Source organism: Bradyrhizobium sp. G127, from assembly GCF_021502575.1.
GTDB lineage: Bacteria > Pseudomonadota > Alphaproteobacteria > Rhizobiales > Xanthobacteraceae > Afipia.
Map to the genome: position 1 here is coordinate 168,128 of NZ_JAKFGN010000002.1, position 16,593 is coordinate 184,720.

The following is a 16,593-nucleotide window of genomic DNA, read 5'->3' on the forward strand; positions in this document are numbered from 1 at the left end:
ACCGATATCCGTCACTTTTCCCGGAACGCGCGCATGAGCTGGTCGCTCAGCGGCTTCGCGAGATAGGATATCATGGTACGTTCGCCGGTCTGCACAAAAGCCTCAACCGGCATGCCGGGAATCAGTTTGACATCTCCCAGCTTCGCAACCTCCGCCGGAGGCAAGGAAACGCGGATGGTGTAATAGCTTTGGCCGGTGCGCTGGTCGACGGTGGTGTCCGGCGAGATGCGACTGATCGTCCCATTCAATTCGGGCGTGGTGCGCTGGTTAAAGGCAGAAAGCCGCAGCAGCGTCTTCTGCCCGATCCGCAACTGGTCGATGTCCTGCGGATTGACCTTGGCCTCGACCGACAGATTGTCGGATTCCGGCACGATCAGCATGACGGCGTCGCCGGCAGTGATGACGCCGCCCACCGTATGCACTGTGGACTGCAGCACCATGCCGTCCTGCGGCGCGCGGATGTCGATGCGGCGCAGTTGATCCTCGGCAGTGACTTTGCGCTCGACGAATTCGCCGATCTTGTCGTTGATCTCGCGCATCTCCTTGGAGACTTCGCTGGAGAGATCCTTGTCGATCTGGATGATCTGCAATTCGATTTCTGTGATCTTGCCCTTTGCCTGCGCCTTCTGGGCGACGAACTGCGCACGGTCTCCGTCCAGCCGTGCGGCGTCCCGTTCAAGCACCGTCAGCCGGGAGATCTGCACGAGGTTCTTGGCGAACAGATCGCGGACGCCCACAAGCTCTTTCTGGATGAGTTCGATCTCGCGCGACTTGGCGTTTTCCTGTGCTTCCAGGCCGCCGATCTCTTCCCGGAGTTGCAAGATGCGTTCCTTGAGCTGGGCCTTCTGGCCGACACGCCCCGATGAGCGGACCTGAAACAGCTTGATCTCGTTTCCGATCAGCGACTGCACCTCGGGATCGGCGAACGACTCCATCAATTCCGGCGGAAACGTAATCCGCTCCGCGCCGTCCTGCTCGGCCAGCAGCCGCGCCCTGCGCGCCAGAAGCCCGTTGAGACCCTTGGTGACGATCGCGAGGCTCGCCTTGGTGATCGTATCGTCGAGGCGCACCACGACATCGCCGGCCTTGACGCGATCGCCGTCACGCGCCCTCACCTCACCGACAACACCGCCGGTCGGATGCTGCACTTTCTTGACGTTCGAATCGACCACGATGGAGCCCGGCGCGATCAGCGCGCCGGAGATTTGCGCCGTCGAGGCCCAGCCGCCCAGTCCACAGGTCAACAGCGTAACCACGACGAGGCCCACGATCAGATGAAAGCGGATCGAACCGCGCGAACCCGGCTGGTCGAGACTCTTGAAAATCGAGAGACGATCCAGCGGCGAAAGCACCGCGTTCAAGAGGCGGCGGATGACGCTCTCGGTGCCAGCGAGGCTTGGCCCTTTCACGATTGCGCTCCTCCCTTGTCCGACACGATCTTGATCGCGGATGGCACCGCCACGGGACGTTGCAGCACCTGACCGAGAACGCTGTCCTTCGGGCCGAACGCCTGCACCCGTCCGTCCTTCAGGACCAAAACCTGATCGACGCTCTCGATGCCGACCGGGCGATGCGCCACGACCACCACCACGCCGCCGCGCTCGCGAACCGCGAGAACCGCTTTGTTCAGCGCCACGTCGCCTTCGCTGTCGAGATTGGAGTTCGGTTCATCCAGCACCACGAGGAACGGATTCCCGTAGAGCGCGCGGGCCAGCGCGACCCGTTGCGCCTGCCCTGCGGAGAGCACGCTGCCCTGATCGCCGATCTGGGTGTCGTAGCCGTCCTTCATGCCGATGACCATGTCATGGACGCGCGCGTCGCGCGCCGCGGCGATGATGTCGTCGGACGATGCATTGTCCTCGAACCGCGAAATGTTCTGCGCGATGGTGCCGGCGAACAGTTCAACGTCCTGCGGAAGGTAGCCAATATAGCGGCCGAGGATCTCCGGCGACCATTGATCGAGCGCCGCGCCGTCAAGCCGTACCTTGCCGCGCAGCGGCTGCCAGACGCCCACCAGCGCGCGCACCAGCGAGGATTTACCGGCACCGCTGGGGCCGATGACGCCGACGGCCTGACCGGCGTCCAGAGCGAACGTAACGTCGTGGACCACCGCCTTCTGCTCACCTGGCGGACTGACGGTCAGCGCCTCGACGGACAGCTTGCCGGACGGAGCTTCCAGCAGCGTCGGCGCATCCTGCTCCGGCATCATGCCGAGCAGCCGGTTGAGGCGATGCCAGCTTTGCCGCGCGGCGACAAAGCCCTTCCAGTGCGCAATGGCCAGATCGACCGGCGCCAGCGCCCGAGCGCTCAGGATCGAACCTGCGATGATGATGCCGGCCGTCGCCTGCTGGTTGATGACGAGATATGCGCCGACGCCCAGCACGGCGGATTGAAGCATCATGCGCATCACCTTGGCGATGGCGCCGAGGCCGCCCGCGACGTCGCTCGCCCGCTGGTTACTGGCGAGATAATCCCGGTTGGAGCTTTCCCAGTGCTTTCCCACACGACCCGCCATGCCCATGGCGGTGAGCACTTCGGCATTGCGGCGACTGGCCAGCGCAAGGTCCTGCCGCCGCATGGCCAAGCCGGTCGAGCGCTTCATCGGCTCGTGGGTGAGGTATTCCGTCAGGATCGTCAGCGCGATCAGGATAACGGCGCCGACCAAGGCGGTGACACCGATCAGGGGATGGAAGGCAAAACAGATCGCGAGATAGAGCGGCAGCCAGGGCAGGTCGAACAGCGCGCCCGGCCCCATACCGGACAGGAACGAGCGGACGTTATCGAGGTCGCGCAGCGGCTGAAGACCCTCGCTGCGGTTGCCGATCAGCAGCGGCATCCGCACAACGATGTCATAGACCCGGCGGCTCAGCATTTCGTCCAGCGTCGATCCGATCCGGATCAAGATGCGGCTACGGATCAGGTCGAGGATGCCCTGCACGACGTAGAGCCCTCCCGCCAGCACGATCAGGCCGACCAGTGTCGGAACGCTGCGGCTCGGCAGCACGCGGTCGTAGACCTCGAGCATGAAGAACGAGCCCGTCAGATAGAGAACGTTGATGACGCAGCTCATCACGCCGACGCCGACGAACGCGCTGCGGCAGGCGCGCAGCGAAGCACCGAGTTCGGATTTTCCGGACTGCGGAGCGGTACTCATCAGACCACGAAATGGAAATCGGACGCCGCGAGCTGTGCTTTTTCGACGCCGGTGATCGTAATGCTGCCAGAACCTACCAGCGGATTCGCGATCACGGCGTTACCGCTGACGTCGGTCGTATGTGCGAGCAAATCGGCGAAGTCCGCGATGCCGCTTTGCGCAAGCGCAATAAGGTCTTCGCCGTGATGGAAATCCTCGATCGTGTCGTTGCCCAACATTCCCTTGAATACGAAGACGTCGTTACTTGCCTCCCCCCAAAGGTTATTAGAACCGAAATTGGAGGTAATCACATCTCGCCCGGCGGTGCCATGAACGTCCACAACACCGGATAAACCCGAACCATGCTGCGGAAATATGAAATTCACCGTATCAAACGCGCCGTGGCTGTCGGTCAGCACGGCGGTCACCTGCTCAACGTTCGCGTCGTTCAGGCCCGACGTGTAGCTGACGCCCTGCGCAAGCGCATCGTTGAGAGATCCAAGCAGCCCGCTGACCGTAAGCGAAGCGGTTCCGCTATTGCTGACAACAACTCCTGATCCCGATCCGGCCAATGACAACGTGCCGTGTTCGGCGGTGGCCGTCAGCGTGAATGACTCGAAATCGCCACCATCGACATCGGAGGCAATCAGATTATGAATCGTCGATGTGTATGTGGCCGAAGGACCTGGCGGATCGAACGTCTCCACCACATAGTGATTCATGACGTTCAGTACCGGTGCGTCATTGACATCCGTTACCGTCAGTGTCGCGGTCTGACTGCCCTGCGAGAATGGATCGGAATGCAGCCCGCCGGAAATGCTTGTCGTCTGGCCATGAGTTGCGGTGGTGGTCTGGTCCCAGGCAACGTAGGTCAAGGTATTTGAGCCGCCGTGGCCGCCATCCGGAACGAAACGCACCTTGTCGTCGAGCGTCAACAACAACCCGGACGATAACGAATATGCGCCGAACGCAGTCCAACTCGTGCCATTGTTGATCGAGTATTCCCAATGCCCATGCTGGCTCGTGAAGCCGGTGATCGCAATTCCCTTCACCGAGCCATCGTCCGCGTCGGCAATGGCGGTGGCGAACGAACTGACAAGTTGCCCGCCATTCGCCGTGTCATTCTCAGTAATCGTCGTAAGGTTCTGGCCCGCGCCGAGCACAGGCCGGTCGTTCGCGCCGGTGACAGTAATAGTTTCAGTCTGCGCGACAGTCGCGTCATGAGCATCGGTGACATCGTAACTGACGAGAATCGTCTGGGTCTCCCCCGCCGCCAGATGGTCGAAGGCAGGATGTGCACCGTCCACATTGATCTTGATCGTCCCCGCGTCCGGGAAAACAAGGACGCCCGGCGGCGTGGCAGACCCCGCCGCAACTCCGTCGATCGTATAACTGAGATTGGTGACGCTCAGCGTGTCGCCGATATCGGCGTCAGCGGCCCCTTCAAGCAAGTCCTTGACGACCGGCGCGCTGCCTTCAGTCGTATTAAGAGTCAGGGCGGCACCGACCGTCGGCGCGTCGTTAGCGCCGGTAACGTTGACCTGGAATGTCGCGGTGCCGGCCGCGCCGTGAATGTCTTTGGTTTGCACGATGAACGTATCGACGTAGTTCCCGGCACCCAGCGCGTTGATCGCCGCAGCGTTGGCCACATAGCTGTAGGTGCCGTCGACATTGACCGTCAGCGCGCCGTAGACGCCGACAATCGCGCTGTTGACGTAGTTTGTTCCATCGAACGCCGCGTAAGTCAGCCCGGCTGTCTCGCCGTGGTCGACATCGCTACCGACGAGCGTACCGGTCTGGTCGGCAAAGGTGTCGATTGCAGCCGTATCGACGACCGATTTAGTGACCGCCGTCACCATCGGCGCATCGTTGGTTCCAGCGATGGTGATCTCAAACGTTGCAGGCGTGACGCCGCCATTTCCGTCGCTGATGGAGATTATATACGTCAGCGTTAGGATCTGGCCGGCCGCCAGATAATCGAAAGCCGTGGACGGCGCGGAAAATCCAAGATCAACCGATCCACACGAATCTCCCGAGAGTTTCGATACCGCGCCCGGAGTTACCAACGCTTTCAACGCGTCAGTATCCAGCGCGAGGCCGTCGGTCACGCCCGTTGCGACGACTGCGGTGATCGACGCGGTGTGGCCTGCGTCGGCGAGATCGACATCGGCGAACGTGACATGGATAGGCGACGCCAGCAGCGGACAAGTATCGGTTTGCTCGTTCAACGACGTCGCGGCGACCACATCGACCACCGGCGCATCGTTGGTTCCGGTGATGGTGATGTCAAACGTTGCAGGCGTGGTCCCGCCGTCGCCGTCGTTGATGGCGACCGTGTAGGTCAGATTCAGCGTTTGGCCTGCGGCCAGGTAGTCGAATGCCGTGGACGGCGCGGAAAATCCAAGATCAACCGATCCACTCGAATCTCCCGAGAGCTTCGATACCACGCCCGGAGTCACAAGCGCTTTCAGCGCGTCAGTATCCAGCGCGAGTCCAGCGGTCACACCCGTTGCGACGACTGCGGTGATGGTTGCGGTATGGCCCACGTCGGTGAGGTCGACATCGGTGAACGTGACATGGATAGGCGACGCCAGCAGCGGACAGGTATTGGCTTGTTCGTTCAACGACGTAGCGGCGATCGCATCGATCACCGGCGCATCGTTCGTTCCGGTAATGACGACTTGGATGGTCTGGGTGATGGGCGCACCGCCAGTGGTGCCATCGGCGATCGTGATCGTGAAGTTTTCGGTCACCTTCTGGCCCGCGGCGAGATATTCGACATTGGCCGGATCGACACTGTAGGTCCACGTGATTTTGCCACCGGTGCCGTTCGTCGTATCGCTATCCCTTACGGCCGTCAGCAAGCCTAGTGCCACATCACCAGCATTCGCCGGTACGAACGTGCCAATCGCCGACACCGCATGCGTATCGCTCAGATCGATGTCGGTAAAAGTGATGACGCCACTATCGGTCAAAGGCGTAGAATTCAGTGGGGTGCCGGACGTCTCGGTGACCCCGCCAGCCAAATCCAAGGTAAATACCGGCACATCGTTGGTGCCCCTGATTGTGATTGTCACATCCTGTGTAACAAAGGCCCCGTGAACGTCTTTGATCGTGATCGTGTAGACCTGCGTAATCGTCTGCCCCTCGGCAAGCGATTGCAGGACCGGATCGTCGTCGGGCAGCGAGAAGTGCCACTGAACCGTTCCGGTATTGATGGTATCAGTTGTATTCTCTGGATCGAGACCGATCGTAAATGTTCCGAGATGCTGCCCCGTCACAAAACCAGGCAACGTCGAGCACGACGACGTAAACTCATGACAGACAGTATGCGTGTCGGTCAGATCAACGTCCTGGAATGTGATCGTTCCGTTGCTCGCGACGGTGTTGCTAGGCGTGACGCTCGCATCTTCCTTGACCTCACCGGTAACAACCGTCACCGGTCCGACAACAATAGTCGGCGGGCCGTTTGGTATGTCGTTGTCGCCAGTGACGATGATCGAAATCAGAACCAGCGCGGAATCGGGACCGGACCGCGACATTACCTGCAGTACGAAGGTCGCGGTTTCACCTTGGCCCAGGAAGTTGAAGCCGAGGCGATCAAATGAAACATCACCGGTTTCCTGATCGATGTGCAGGAACTGCGAGAGAAAATTCGCATCCAGATTGGGATTGCTGCTAACCGCGCTCTTGATTACGGCGCTGCCGGGGACAAAAGGGGTCGCGGTGTCGTAGAACGGCTGACTACCGATATCGGGATCGTCAATATGGACGACATCCGAAATCTTGAACGTCTTGACGGATGATACAGTGGACTGCTCTGCCGTCACCATATCTGCGGAGAATACCGCCTTGGTATTGTAAAAAATCCGGTTCTGATAGGTGACGACCCCGGTCACCGGATCGGTCACGGCAAAACGCAACTCAATCTGGTTCAGGAACGTCTGCTGATTAAACGTCGACGTCGTGAACACGATGTCAGCCAGGTTGTTATAACTCGATGATCCGAATTTCTGCGATTTCGGATTGGAGTTATCCGGATTGTAGTTCGGAAAATAGAGCTGGAAGACCTGCTGGATCAGTGCCTTTTCCTGCTGCTGGTCCTGAAGCGTCTTGAGTTGCTCGATCGCCGTCGGCGGTTGGCCGATGCCGCCGACCGAAACGAACGTCACCTGCCCGGCCTGCGACACGGTGCCGATCAACTGACCTGAAGCCTTGTCATAGAGGTTGTAGGAGCCGGTGTGCCCGTCAGGTTCGACCAGCACGGAAAATTTGGTCGGACCGTTGTCGGCCGCGATTTCCACCAGCACCGCCGTGCCGCGAATGCCCATGGTGGCAACGGGCGTCTCGACACGCATGTTGCCGTTCTTGGCGGTCTGGCCGGCGACGAAGGTGATCGTGCCCTGGACGAGGCTGATCAGCGACGAATTCGACGATCCGTTGGGATCGTAGATCATCTCGTTCAGCACCATGCGCGCATTCGACGTCATGCCGAATGCGCTGCCGTCGACGAATGTCATGCCGATGGAGGAATCCGATCCGGTCTGGATCACGTCGCCCTTCTGAACGGCATCGCCGATGTGGAGTTCGATCGACACGCCGTTCCGGACCGCCGTGGCGCTGCCTGACATTTTCAGAACATGCCCGATCACCTGAGCGGCGGCGGGCGCAGCCCCGGCCTGCGCGACATGAACATGGCCGGTCAGCGCATCCACAATCTGGCCGGACAGCGTCGCGCCATCAGCCGACGACAACGACGGCCGTGTTTCGCCCTTGAAGTAATTTCCGACCACAAATTTCTGATCGGCGCCCGAGATGATGAGGTCATTGCCGATTCGCACGTAGGTGCCCGAAAACAGCAGATGGGCATCGGGTATGACAATGTAGGCATCCGACGGATGATGCTGAACGAATCCGGGCTTTGCGCCGAACGAAAAACCCTCTCCACCCAGCGAAACTGGGGAGTCGGTCAGGGATCTGGCGTCAAATGGTCCAGCAAAATTCAATGGAGCCCGCCCGCGCAAAAAAAATTTAATCTTAAGAAATCGATAAGGCCGGATTCATAGCATCAAAGGGTGCAAGTCCATAGCGGATTGACCCAAACGATCTGATTCAACTCGCGAATTTTAAGTAAAGTTGCTTCCGGGTGACGGAGTAAGCGCGGCTACGTATTCCAAATCCATGAGTTTAAATCGATATTTGCGACCTCGCACGAAACCCGCAACAGCCATCAGCGGCAAATCGAACCTATAAATGGGACTACAGGCATCGCAAAAATGCGGAAATATCTTTCTTTCATCGAGTCTATAGCTATATTTTACCGGATCTTTTGTCAGATATATTATGATTACTAGGACATTTGCAGATTTATAGATAAGACCGACCGCCATTAGCCCTATTTCCAATTTTACACAATCTGCTCAGCACTAGTTCCTCATATTTGAATCCAAATCACACCTTGCCCTTCCGCTTAAGGCGCTGAAAAGCGTCCGCACTCTACAGCTTGTGTCGAAAAGATCCGGGCACGAGCGCGCAGACCATTGCAAGCCGATGCCCGGACAAGGGGCGTCACATGTCTGTTTTCATCACTGCGCGCGCAGGCGCTTTGGCATTTGTGCTTGCTATCAATGTATTGTGCGAAAGCGCTCATGCGGCAGCCTACGCGCCGCCTGACAGCTTTGCCGGCCCCCTGGAAAATCAATCAGCCCTTACTTCGGAGCCTTTCGGGCTTCCGACATCCATGGTCAGCGAGGGGCCGCTCCGCGCCAAGTGGGTGGAGGTCGAACGCGCCATTGCCGCGGAAGCCAGCATCATCGCCGGTTGCGCAAACGATCCGACTCATTGCGCCTCCCGCCCCGCGCTGCGGTTTCTCGAGATCGTGAAAGCCGCCGCAGCCCGGCAGGGTCTCGCCCGGCTCGGCGAGGTCAATCGCGCGATCAACCTGGCGATCCGTCCGGTTAGCGATCGTGCGCAATACGGCGTCGAGGACCGCTGGGCATCGCCGCTGGCCACCCTCGCGTCAGGAGCTGGCGATTGCGAGGACTATGCGATTGCGAAGCTGGTGGCACTGCGCGCGGCCGGCGTTCCAGCGGAAGATCTTCGTCTCGTCATCATTCGTGAAACCGCGACCGGTGAAGATCATGCCGTCGTCACGGCGCGTGCCGACGGACACTGGCGTGTGCTCGACAATCGTACCTTTGTGATGATCGACGACAGCGACCTCGTCAAATACCGGGCTCTCTTTGCGATCGACGCGGAAGGCGCGAAGCGCTTTGAGCAGCCGGCATTCGCGCAGGCCGCGCGCAATATGCAGGTTCGCCCGGCAGAGATCGATACTCGCGATCCCGCAACTGACGCGAACATGTCAGCCACTGGTCCGCAAGCAGCCGCGGCCGACGAATTTATTCTGACGCTTGCGATGTAGTCCGATCATCCCCTCACGTTTTCGCGATAGTCTGGATGGTCGCAACAAACACCAGCACCGCGCTGATGGCCACCACCCATCCCGGATTGTCGCACAGGATTGCTCCCTGAGCACAAACCTGATCGGCCAAGTACCAGCCCCGGTTCCGCATAGCGCCCGCAAGCAGAAACAGGCCGCCCACACCGATAATTGCGAGAATGAATTGCCGCATGGTTCGACTCCTTTCCGCCGCGGATGGTCGGCGGAAAGACGTAAATCAATGCTTGTTCCGATCGCCGAAACTCCGGTGCTTTGACGCAAAATCCACCTGCCGGTTCCATTGTGACTACATGGCCCAACGTCACAGGAAAAACGCAAATCTCCCGGACTCATTGTGGTTTCAGGCGCCGGGACAGTTCGTGGCGCCGACGCATTTTATGCGTGGAAGGAGAATTGCCGATGGCCACACGTTTACAGCGGCTTGCGGAGTTCGACGGCAACGGAGAGCCGTCTCCCGAAGAAGCGGTTCAGGTGCTGTGCGAAGACAAGAGCGGGACCTATCAACTGCCGTTTTCATGCCGTCGCGTGAATGGCGAATGGCGCAACAGCGAATCCGGAAGTCTGGTCGAGGCGACAGTCGTCGGCTGGCGCCGCGCCAGAATCTAATATTGTTTCGCGTTACTTCTTCGACGCGGCATAGCGCGCCTTGGTTTCCGCGTTCATCGGATAGAGGCCGGGCAACGCCGCGCCGTTGTTGACCTGGTTGACGATCCAGCCCTCCATCGCTTCCTGTTCCGGGCCTTCCGTCAGAATGAGGTCGAGAAACGCTTGCGGGATCAGCACCGCGCCATCCTGATCGGCCACAATCACGTCGTCCGGAAACACCGCGACACCGCCGCAGCCGATCGGTTCGCCCCAGTTCACGAACGTCAACCCGGCAACCGACGGCGGAGCAGCCGCGCCGTCACACCACACCGGCAAACCGGTTCCCAGCACGCCTTCGAGATCACGCACCACACCATCCGTCACCAGCGCGGTGACGCCGCGCTTGGCCATGCGCGCACACAGGATGTCACCGAAGATGCCTGCATCGGTAATCCCCATGGCATCGACCACGGCGATGCAGCCAGCCGGCATCGCCTCGATGGCCGTGCGAGTGGAAATCGGCTTCGACCAGGATTCCGGCGTCGCCAGATCCTCGCGCGCCGGTACAAAGCGCAAGGTAAAGGCTGGACCGACCAGACGCTCCTGCCCCGGACGCAGTGGACGCGATCCGCGCAGCCACACATTGCGAAGACCCTTCTTGAGAAGGATGGTCGTGATGGTGGCGGTTGTGATCTTTTTGAGCGTTGCGACGGCTTCGGGCGAGAGCGACATGAGAGAAACTCCGGTGTGGTGTGCCACGCCTTGTTGCGAAAGCCCGGCATGGCGTCAAGGCGACAATCGCGTGAGCGGTAATGCTCATTTATGCGTTGCGATAACCACCACTTATTTGCCATTCGAGCCCATTTATCGGACAACAGAAACCCGTCTGCGAGATTCAACAACCGATCGATGACCACCGCTTCGCCCAGTGCCTTGCCCCGCATCCTGCCGTCCGGCGACATGGCTCTCGTCGTCGAATTCGGCCGCAGCATCGATCCGGCGATCAACCGGCAGGTCCTGAACCTCGACCGCAATGTTGCCCGCGAAGCCATTGGTGGCGTTCTGGAAACCGTTCCGACCTATCGCTCCCTGCTGGTTCATTACGATCCAGTCCGGATCGGCTACGCGGCGCTGTCCCAGAAACTTCTCGCGCTCGCGAAACTACCTGTTCCGGCTGAGGCCGTCGTTCGGCGGTGGCGCGTGCCGGTGGTCTATGGCGGCGAATACGGCCTCGATCTCGACGATGTCGCGCGCGCGCACAACATCTCTACGTCGGATGTGATCGCGAAACATAGCGGCAGCGAGTATCGCGTAGCGATGATCGGCTTCACGCCCGGCTTCGCCTATCTCGGCGGTCTCGATCCTTCGATCGCCACCCCAAGGCGCGAGAGCCCGCGCACCGCAACGCCGCCCGGCACCATTTCCATTGGCGGCGTGCAGGCCTGCGTGCAATGTCTCGCGGCGCCGAGCGGCTGGCACCTTCTGGGGCGCACGCCCGTGCGTACCTTCCATCCGCATCGCGATCCGGTGTTCCTGATGGAGCCCGGCGATGCGGTCCATTTTCACGCCATCGACGCCAAGGAGTTCGACGCCCTCAACCGCGCCGCCGAGCGCGGCGACATCGTCGCCGAATTGATCGCGTCATGAGCCAGCTTGTCGCCCTCACCGTCGGCCCCGTGACTTCCGTACAGGATGCCGGGCGCTTCGGCGCGCAGCGCTACGGGCTCACCACCAGCGGCGCGATGGATCACGTCGCGCTCGCCATGGCCAATCGTCTTGCAGGAAACAAGCCGTTCGCCGCCGCCATCGAGATCGGCCCGTTCGGCGCATCGTTCACGGCGCGCAACGGCGCGATCCGCATCGCGGTGTCAGGCGCAGCGCGCGTCGCGAACATTGCTGGCACTCCGTTCCCACTCAACGAGACCGCGCTGATCGCAGAGGGCGAAACACTCAATCTTGGGCCCGCACGTAACGGCGTGTTCAGCTATCTCGCCATTGAGGGCGGCATTGCAGGCGAGCCCGTGTTCGGCAGCCTCTCGGTTAATGCGCGCGCCGGTCTTGGCAGCCCCTTCCCCCGTCCGTTGCAGGCGGGTGACGTGCTCGATGTCGGCACCGCGCAGATTGCGCCTCACGAACGCGCACTCGACGCTTTCGATCAGCCGCAGACGCCGATCCGCGTGGTGATGGGACCTCAGGACGACGAGTTCGGCGCATCTTGCGAGGTGTTTCTCAATAGCGACTGGCGCATCTCGGCCACCAGCGACCGCATGGGCTATCGGCTCGAAGGCCCGAAGGTTGTGCATCCCGGCGGCCACAATATCGTCTCGGACGGCGCGGTTCACGGCAGCATTCAGGTGCCCGGCAACGGCCAGCCCATCGCCTTGATGGCCGATCATGGCACGACGGGCGGCTATCCGAAGATCGCAACCGTTATCAGCGCCGATCTCGGTCGCTTAGCCCAGATGCCCGCAGGCTCGACCTTTCGCTTCAAGGCCGTCAGCGTCGCGGACGCGCAGACCGAAGCACGCAAGGTGGCGGAATTCCTGCACGTGTTGCCGGACCGCGTTCATGCCGCCGGCGGCTCCAGCCTCAATCTCGCCGAACTGCAACAGGCCAATGTCGCGGGCGCCGCCATCAATGCCATCGATCCTTAATTTCGCACAGGCACAGCCATGACAGTCGATCTGAACAGCGATCTCGGCGAAGGCTTCGGCGCATGGAACATGGGCAATGACGAGGCGATGCTCGGCCTCGCCAGCAGCGTCAACGTCGCCTGCGGATTCCATGCCGGCGATTCCGACATCATGCTCAAGACCGCGACATTGGCAAAAGAGCGCGGCGTCAGCATCGGCGCTCATCCGGGCTACCGCGACCTGCACGGTTTCGGGCGGAGGCCAGTCCCCGGCCTGACAAAGTCCGAGATCGAGACCATGGTGGCCTACCAGATCGGCGCGCTGCAGGCGGTGGCCGCACTCGCCGGCCACAAGGTCACCCACGTCAAGGCGCATGGCGCGCTCTCCAACGTCGGCTGCGTGGATGACATGACCGCACGCGCCATTGCGGCGGCGATCAAGGCGGTCGATCCGAAACTGTATTTCGTGGTGCTGCCGAACACCGCGCTGGAACGTGCCGGCGAAGCCGCCGGATTGAACCTGATCTCCGAGGTGTTCGCCGACCGCGCCTATGAGGACGATGCGCAATTGATGTCACGCAGCAAGCCAGGCTCCGTGCTGCACGACGCACCACAGATCGCGCAGCGCGTGGTGCGCATGGTGCAGGACGGCGCGATCACGGCGGCGTCGGGCAAGATCATCAAGGTGAAGATCGATACCGTGTGCATCCACGGCGACACGCCGGGCGCGGTGGACATTGCGCGTCAGGTACGCGCGGAGCTGGAGTACAGCGGTATCAAGGTGGCGCCGTTCAGCTCGCGACGCTAGCGGTCAGCGGCTGCGGTGCATCCGTCTGCGCGATGAGCCGCTTCAGTTCCGGAATACACGAGCCACAATTGGTGCCGGCCTTGAGCTTTGCGCCGATCTCGGCCGCCGTGCGCGCGCCGTTACCGATCGCACCGCAGATCGTCGTTCGTCCGACACCGAAGCAGGCGCAGACCACCGGACCGTCGCTGGTCACGCCGTCGGCGGACTTGCCCGAGAGCAACAGCCGCCGCTGCTCGTCGCTGATCGTCTCCGCCGCGAACACAGCTTTCATGGCATCCCAGTCCGGCGCGTCCGCCGCCGGCCCGATGAACAAACACGCATCCATAACGTCATCGGAAAATTGCGCCGCGCGATAAACGCTGCGCGCAGCATCCTCGTATTCGGCGATGTGACGCGCCTCATCCTGCGGCGCGAGAAAGGTTTTCCACGTTGCCAACTCGGCGTTGCTGGCCAGAAGGTAGCCATAACCGCCGGTGACGGCGACGCGCGCCCACCACACACCCTTGGGAAAAGCCATTTGCTTGCGCGACAGCACGAAGCCGCGCTGGGTGAAGGCAAACGCCTCGATCGCGACCGGCGTAGCCTTGTTCTCGGGTTGACCGGAGAACGGATCGGTGAACGGCGCGACCAGTGCGCCGATACGGCCCGACGCGGAATTCTCCGCGCTCCAGTGGATCGGCGCGAACAGCATGCCGCGCTGCTGACGCTCACTGACCACGACCTTGAGAATGCATTGCCCGAGATCGGTCGCGAGCCGCGCGAAGCCGCCGTCGACGAGGTCTGCCTGCGCAGCATCCGCCGGATGAATCTCGACATAAGGCTCCGGCAGATGCTGGCCGAGCCGCGGGCTCATGCCGGTCCGCGTCATGGTGTGCCACTGGTCGCGGATACGCCCGGTGTTCAGGCGCAGCGGCCGCGCGGACGAGGTTTCGCCACGCAACATCGGCATGTCGGGCGCGATGAAGCGGGCCTTATGATCGTTGGTGAAGAAGCCGCCGTCAGCGAAGAAGCGCGGCGTCGGCTCCGTGGCGCCTTCCCGCATCGGCCACAGGAACGGCTTCATGCCATCGAATTCGGTTTCGGAAACAGACCTGACCGCCCCGATGTCGAAGTCGCGGCTGCCGTTGTTCTCGAACGCCGAGAGGTCGGCATGCTCGCGGAAAATATCGGCGGCCGACGTGTAGGCGAAAGCCGCACCGTAGCCGAGGCGCTTGGCAACCTCGCTCATCGCCCACCAGTCCGGCTTAGCCTGTCCTGGTGCCGGTAGAAACGCGCGCTGCCGCGAGATTCGGCGTTCGGAGTTGGTCACCGTGCCGGACTTCTCGCCCCAAGCGTGCGCGGGCAACAGCACATGCGCGCCGGAATTCACGCTGTCGTTGGACTGCACATTCTCCGAGATCACCAGCAGGTCGAGCTTGCGCATGGCTGCGCGCACTGCGTCTGCATTCGGCAGCGATACCGCCGGGTTGGTGCCCATCACCCACAGCGCCTTGATCTCGCCGCGGCCGATGGCCTGAAACATTTGGACGGCTTTCAGCCCTTCATGGGTCGCTATGTGCGGCGCTTTCCAGAACCGGCGTACGCGATCGATATCCGGCGGCGTAAAGCCCATATGCGCCGCGAGCTGGTTGGCGAGACCGCCGACCTCGCGGCCGCCCATCGCGTTCGGCTGGCCGGTCAGCGAGAACGGCGACGCGCCGACCTCGCCAACACGCCCGGTCGCGAGATGGCAATTAATGATGGCGTTGACCTTGTCGGTACCCTGCGCCGACTGGTTGACGCCCTGCGAATACAGCGTGACCGCACGCGGCGTGGTCGCGAACATCTGAAAGAATGTGGCTACATCGGATTCGGACAACCCTGTCGCCAGCGCGGTCGCGGTGATGCTGCCGGCGATGCGGCGCGCCTTGACGAGCGCATCCTCGAAACCGCTCGTGTGCGCGGCGATATAAGCCTGATCCACCGCGCCATGGTCTGCGAGATACGTCAGCAATCCGCTGAACAATGCGGTGTCGGTGCCGGGCTTGAGCCCGAGAAACAGATCGGCATCGCCGGCAGTCTCAGTCTGGCGCGGGTCGATCACCACAATGCGCGCACCACGGTTCTGCTTGTTGGCGATCATCCGCTGGTACAGCACCGGATGGCACCACGCGGCGTTGGAGCCGACCAGCACCAGCAGATCAGCCTGATCAAGATCCTCATAACAGCCCGGCACGGTGTCCGCGCCGAACGCGCGGCGATGACCGGCAACCGACGAAGCCATGCAGAGCCGTGAGTTGGTATCGACATTCGCCGTGCCGATGAACCCCTTCATCAGCTTGTTGGCGACGTAATAGTCCTCGGTCAGCAATTGCCCCGACAGATAGAACGCGACCGAGCCCGGTCCGTGCTTGGCGATGACGTGTTGCAGGCGGTTGGCTACATGATCGAGGGCGTCGCTCCAGTCCACCTGCTCGAACTTGTCGTTCGAACAGCGGATCATCGGATGCAGCAGGCGTTCGCCAAGGCCCAACGTTTCGCCGAGTGCCGATCCCTTCGAGCAGAGCCGGCCGAAATTGGCAGGGTGTTCAGGATCGCCGGAGATCGCCGCACCGCCGCGACCATCGGGCGTCGCAATGACGCCGCAGCCGACGCCGCAATAAGGACAGGTGGTCTTGGTGGATTTGAGGTCGAGATCGACGGCGGTCATGCGGTCACCCGCATGACAAACAGATCAGGAATTAGAACGGATGATAGGACAGCGTGCCGAACACGATGGCCGCGATCAGCGCGAACGCTCCGTAGACGGCGAGTGTATGGATGCGGGTGTCCTGCTCCTGCGACGCCACCCGGGCGCCGGTCCGGATCGGGCTTTCCGCCCCTGACACAATATCGCTCATCGCCAATCTCCAGTCGATCATGACATGCGATATAGTGGCGCTTTGTCAGAGGGTTACAAGGAGCCTTGGCAAAAGACGATAAAGTTGCCTCCG

General features: G+C 61.3%; 12 protein-coding genes. 5 read left to right on the forward strand and 7 right to left on the reverse strand.

Annotated features, from left to right (window positions below; genetic code table 11):
- Positions 1 to 11 precede the first annotated feature (11 nt).
- The 3 genes from LVY71_RS12735 to LVY71_RS12745 are packed head-to-tail and all read right to left on the reverse strand — an operon-like array spanning position 12 to position 8,139.
- On the reverse strand, positions 12 to 1,352 hold the full coding sequence (locus LVY71_RS12735) for an HlyD family type I secretion periplasmic adaptor subunit (protein WP_235101484.1): 1,341 nt from the start codon (positions 1,350 to 1,352) through the stop codon (positions 12 to 14).
- Between the two features lie 53 nt (positions 1,353 to 1,405).
- Entirely contained in the window at positions 1,406 to 3,154 is a 1,749-nt protein-coding gene (locus tag LVY71_RS12740; protein WP_235100251.1) for a type I secretion system permease/ATPase, read from the reverse strand.
- Positions 3,154 to 8,139, reverse strand: coding sequence for a VCBS domain-containing protein (locus LVY71_RS12745; protein ID WP_235100252.1), 4,986 nt, complete (start codon positions 8,137 to 8,139; stop codon positions 3,154 to 3,156). The genes LVY71_RS12740 and LVY71_RS12745 overlap by 1 nt, the downstream gene beginning before the upstream one ends.
- A gap of 566 nt (positions 8,140 to 8,705) precedes the next feature.
- Between LVY71_RS12745 and LVY71_RS12750 the strand changes: the two genes are divergently transcribed.
- Positions 8,706 to 9,557 (forward strand): transglutaminase-like cysteine peptidase, encoded by an 852-nt coding sequence (locus tag LVY71_RS12750; RefSeq protein ID WP_235100253.1) that lies wholly within the window; start codon positions 8,706 to 8,708, stop codon positions 9,555 to 9,557.
- Between the two features lie 13 nt (positions 9,558 to 9,570).
- On the opposite strand, the gene LVY71_RS12755 is transcribed toward LVY71_RS12750, so the two are convergent.
- On the reverse strand, positions 9,571 to 9,768 hold the full coding sequence (locus LVY71_RS12755; protein ID WP_235100254.1) for a hypothetical protein: 198 nt from the start codon (positions 9,766 to 9,768) through the stop codon (positions 9,571 to 9,573).
- Positions 9,769 to 9,995: 227 nt separating this feature from the next.
- Here LVY71_RS12755 and LVY71_RS12760 point away from each other — a divergent pair, with 227 nt between their 5' ends.
- Positions 9,996 to 10,202, forward strand: a complete 207-nt coding sequence (locus LVY71_RS12760) for a hypothetical protein (protein ID WP_235100255.1) — start codon at positions 9,996 to 9,998, stop codon at positions 10,200 to 10,202.
- A 12-nt stretch (positions 10,203 to 10,214) separates the two neighbouring features.
- Here the strand turns inward: LVY71_RS12760 and LVY71_RS12765 are convergent, their stop codons facing one another.
- A complete protein-coding gene (locus LVY71_RS12765; RefSeq protein ID WP_235100256.1) occupies positions 10,215 to 10,913 on the reverse strand; it encodes a ribonuclease activity regulator RraA in 699 nt (232 codons plus the stop codon).
- A gap of 177 nt (positions 10,914 to 11,090) precedes the next feature.
- On the opposite strand from LVY71_RS12765, the gene pxpB reads away from it, so the two are divergent.
- The 3 genes from pxpB to LVY71_RS12780 are packed head-to-tail and all read left to right on the forward strand — an operon-like array spanning position 11,091 to position 13,621.
- A complete protein-coding gene (pxpB, locus tag LVY71_RS12770) occupies positions 11,091 to 11,828 on the forward strand; it encodes a 5-oxoprolinase subunit PxpB (RefSeq protein ID WP_235100257.1) in 738 nt (245 codons plus the stop codon).
- A complete protein-coding gene (locus LVY71_RS12775) occupies positions 11,825 to 12,835 on the forward strand; it encodes a 5-oxoprolinase subunit C family protein (protein ID WP_235100258.1) in 1,011 nt (336 codons plus the stop codon). The genes pxpB and LVY71_RS12775 overlap by 4 nt, the downstream gene beginning before the upstream one ends.
- Positions 12,836 to 12,853: 18 nt before the next feature.
- Entirely contained in the window at positions 12,854 to 13,621 is a 768-nt protein-coding gene (locus LVY71_RS12780) for a LamB/YcsF family protein (RefSeq protein ID WP_235100259.1), read from the forward strand.
- On the opposite strand, the gene LVY71_RS12785 is transcribed toward LVY71_RS12780, so the two are convergent.
- Positions 13,605 to 16,310 carry a nitrate reductase gene (locus tag LVY71_RS12785; RefSeq protein ID WP_235100260.1) on the reverse strand — a complete coding sequence of 902 codons (2,706 nt, stop codon included), beginning with the start codon at positions 16,308 to 16,310 and terminating at the stop codon, positions 13,605 to 13,607. The genes LVY71_RS12780 and LVY71_RS12785 overlap by 17 nt on opposite strands.
- Positions 16,311 to 16,341: 31 nt before the next feature.
- Entirely contained in the window at positions 16,342 to 16,500 is a 159-nt protein-coding gene (locus LVY71_RS12790; protein ID WP_235100261.1) for a hypothetical protein, read from the reverse strand.
- Positions 16,501 to 16,593 lie beyond the last annotated feature (93 nt).

What these genes read in the sequence shown, in the direction of transcription:
- LVY71_RS12740 (WP_235100251.1), bottom strand. Translation starts at nt 3,154, where the DNA reads ATGAGTACCGCTCCGCAGTCCGGAAAATCCGAACTCGGTGCTTCGCTG.
- LVY71_RS12750 (WP_235100253.1), top strand. Translation starts at nt 8,706, where the DNA reads ATGTCTGTTTTCATCACTGCGCGCGCAGGCGCTTTGGCATTTGTGCTT.
- LVY71_RS12755 (WP_235100254.1), bottom strand. Translation starts at nt 9,768, where the DNA reads ATGCGGCAATTCATTCTCGCAATTATCGGTGTGGGCGGCCTGTTTCTG.
- LVY71_RS12760 (WP_235100255.1), top strand. Translation starts at nt 9,996, where the DNA reads ATGGCCACACGTTTACAGCGGCTTGCGGAGTTCGACGGCAACGGAGAG.
- LVY71_RS12765 (WP_235100256.1), bottom strand. Translation starts at nt 10,913, where the DNA reads ATGTCGCTCTCGCCCGAAGCCGTCGCAACGCTCAAAAAGATCACAACC.
- pxpB (WP_235100257.1), top strand. Translation starts at nt 11,091, where the DNA reads ATGACCACCGCTTCGCCCAGTGCCTTGCCCCGCATCCTGCCGTCCGGC.
- LVY71_RS12775 (WP_235100258.1), top strand. Translation starts at nt 11,825, where the DNA reads ATGAGCCAGCTTGTCGCCCTCACCGTCGGCCCCGTGACTTCCGTACAG.
- LVY71_RS12780 (WP_235100259.1), top strand. Translation starts at nt 12,854, where the DNA reads ATGACAGTCGATCTGAACAGCGATCTCGGCGAAGGCTTCGGCGCATGG.
- LVY71_RS12785 (WP_235100260.1), bottom strand. Translation starts at nt 16,310, where the DNA reads ATGACCGCCGTCGATCTCGACCTCAAATCCACCAAGACCACCTGTCCT.
- LVY71_RS12790 (WP_235100261.1), bottom strand. Translation starts at nt 16,500, where the DNA reads ATGAGCGATATTGTGTCAGGGGCGGAAAGCCCGATCCGGACCGGCGCC.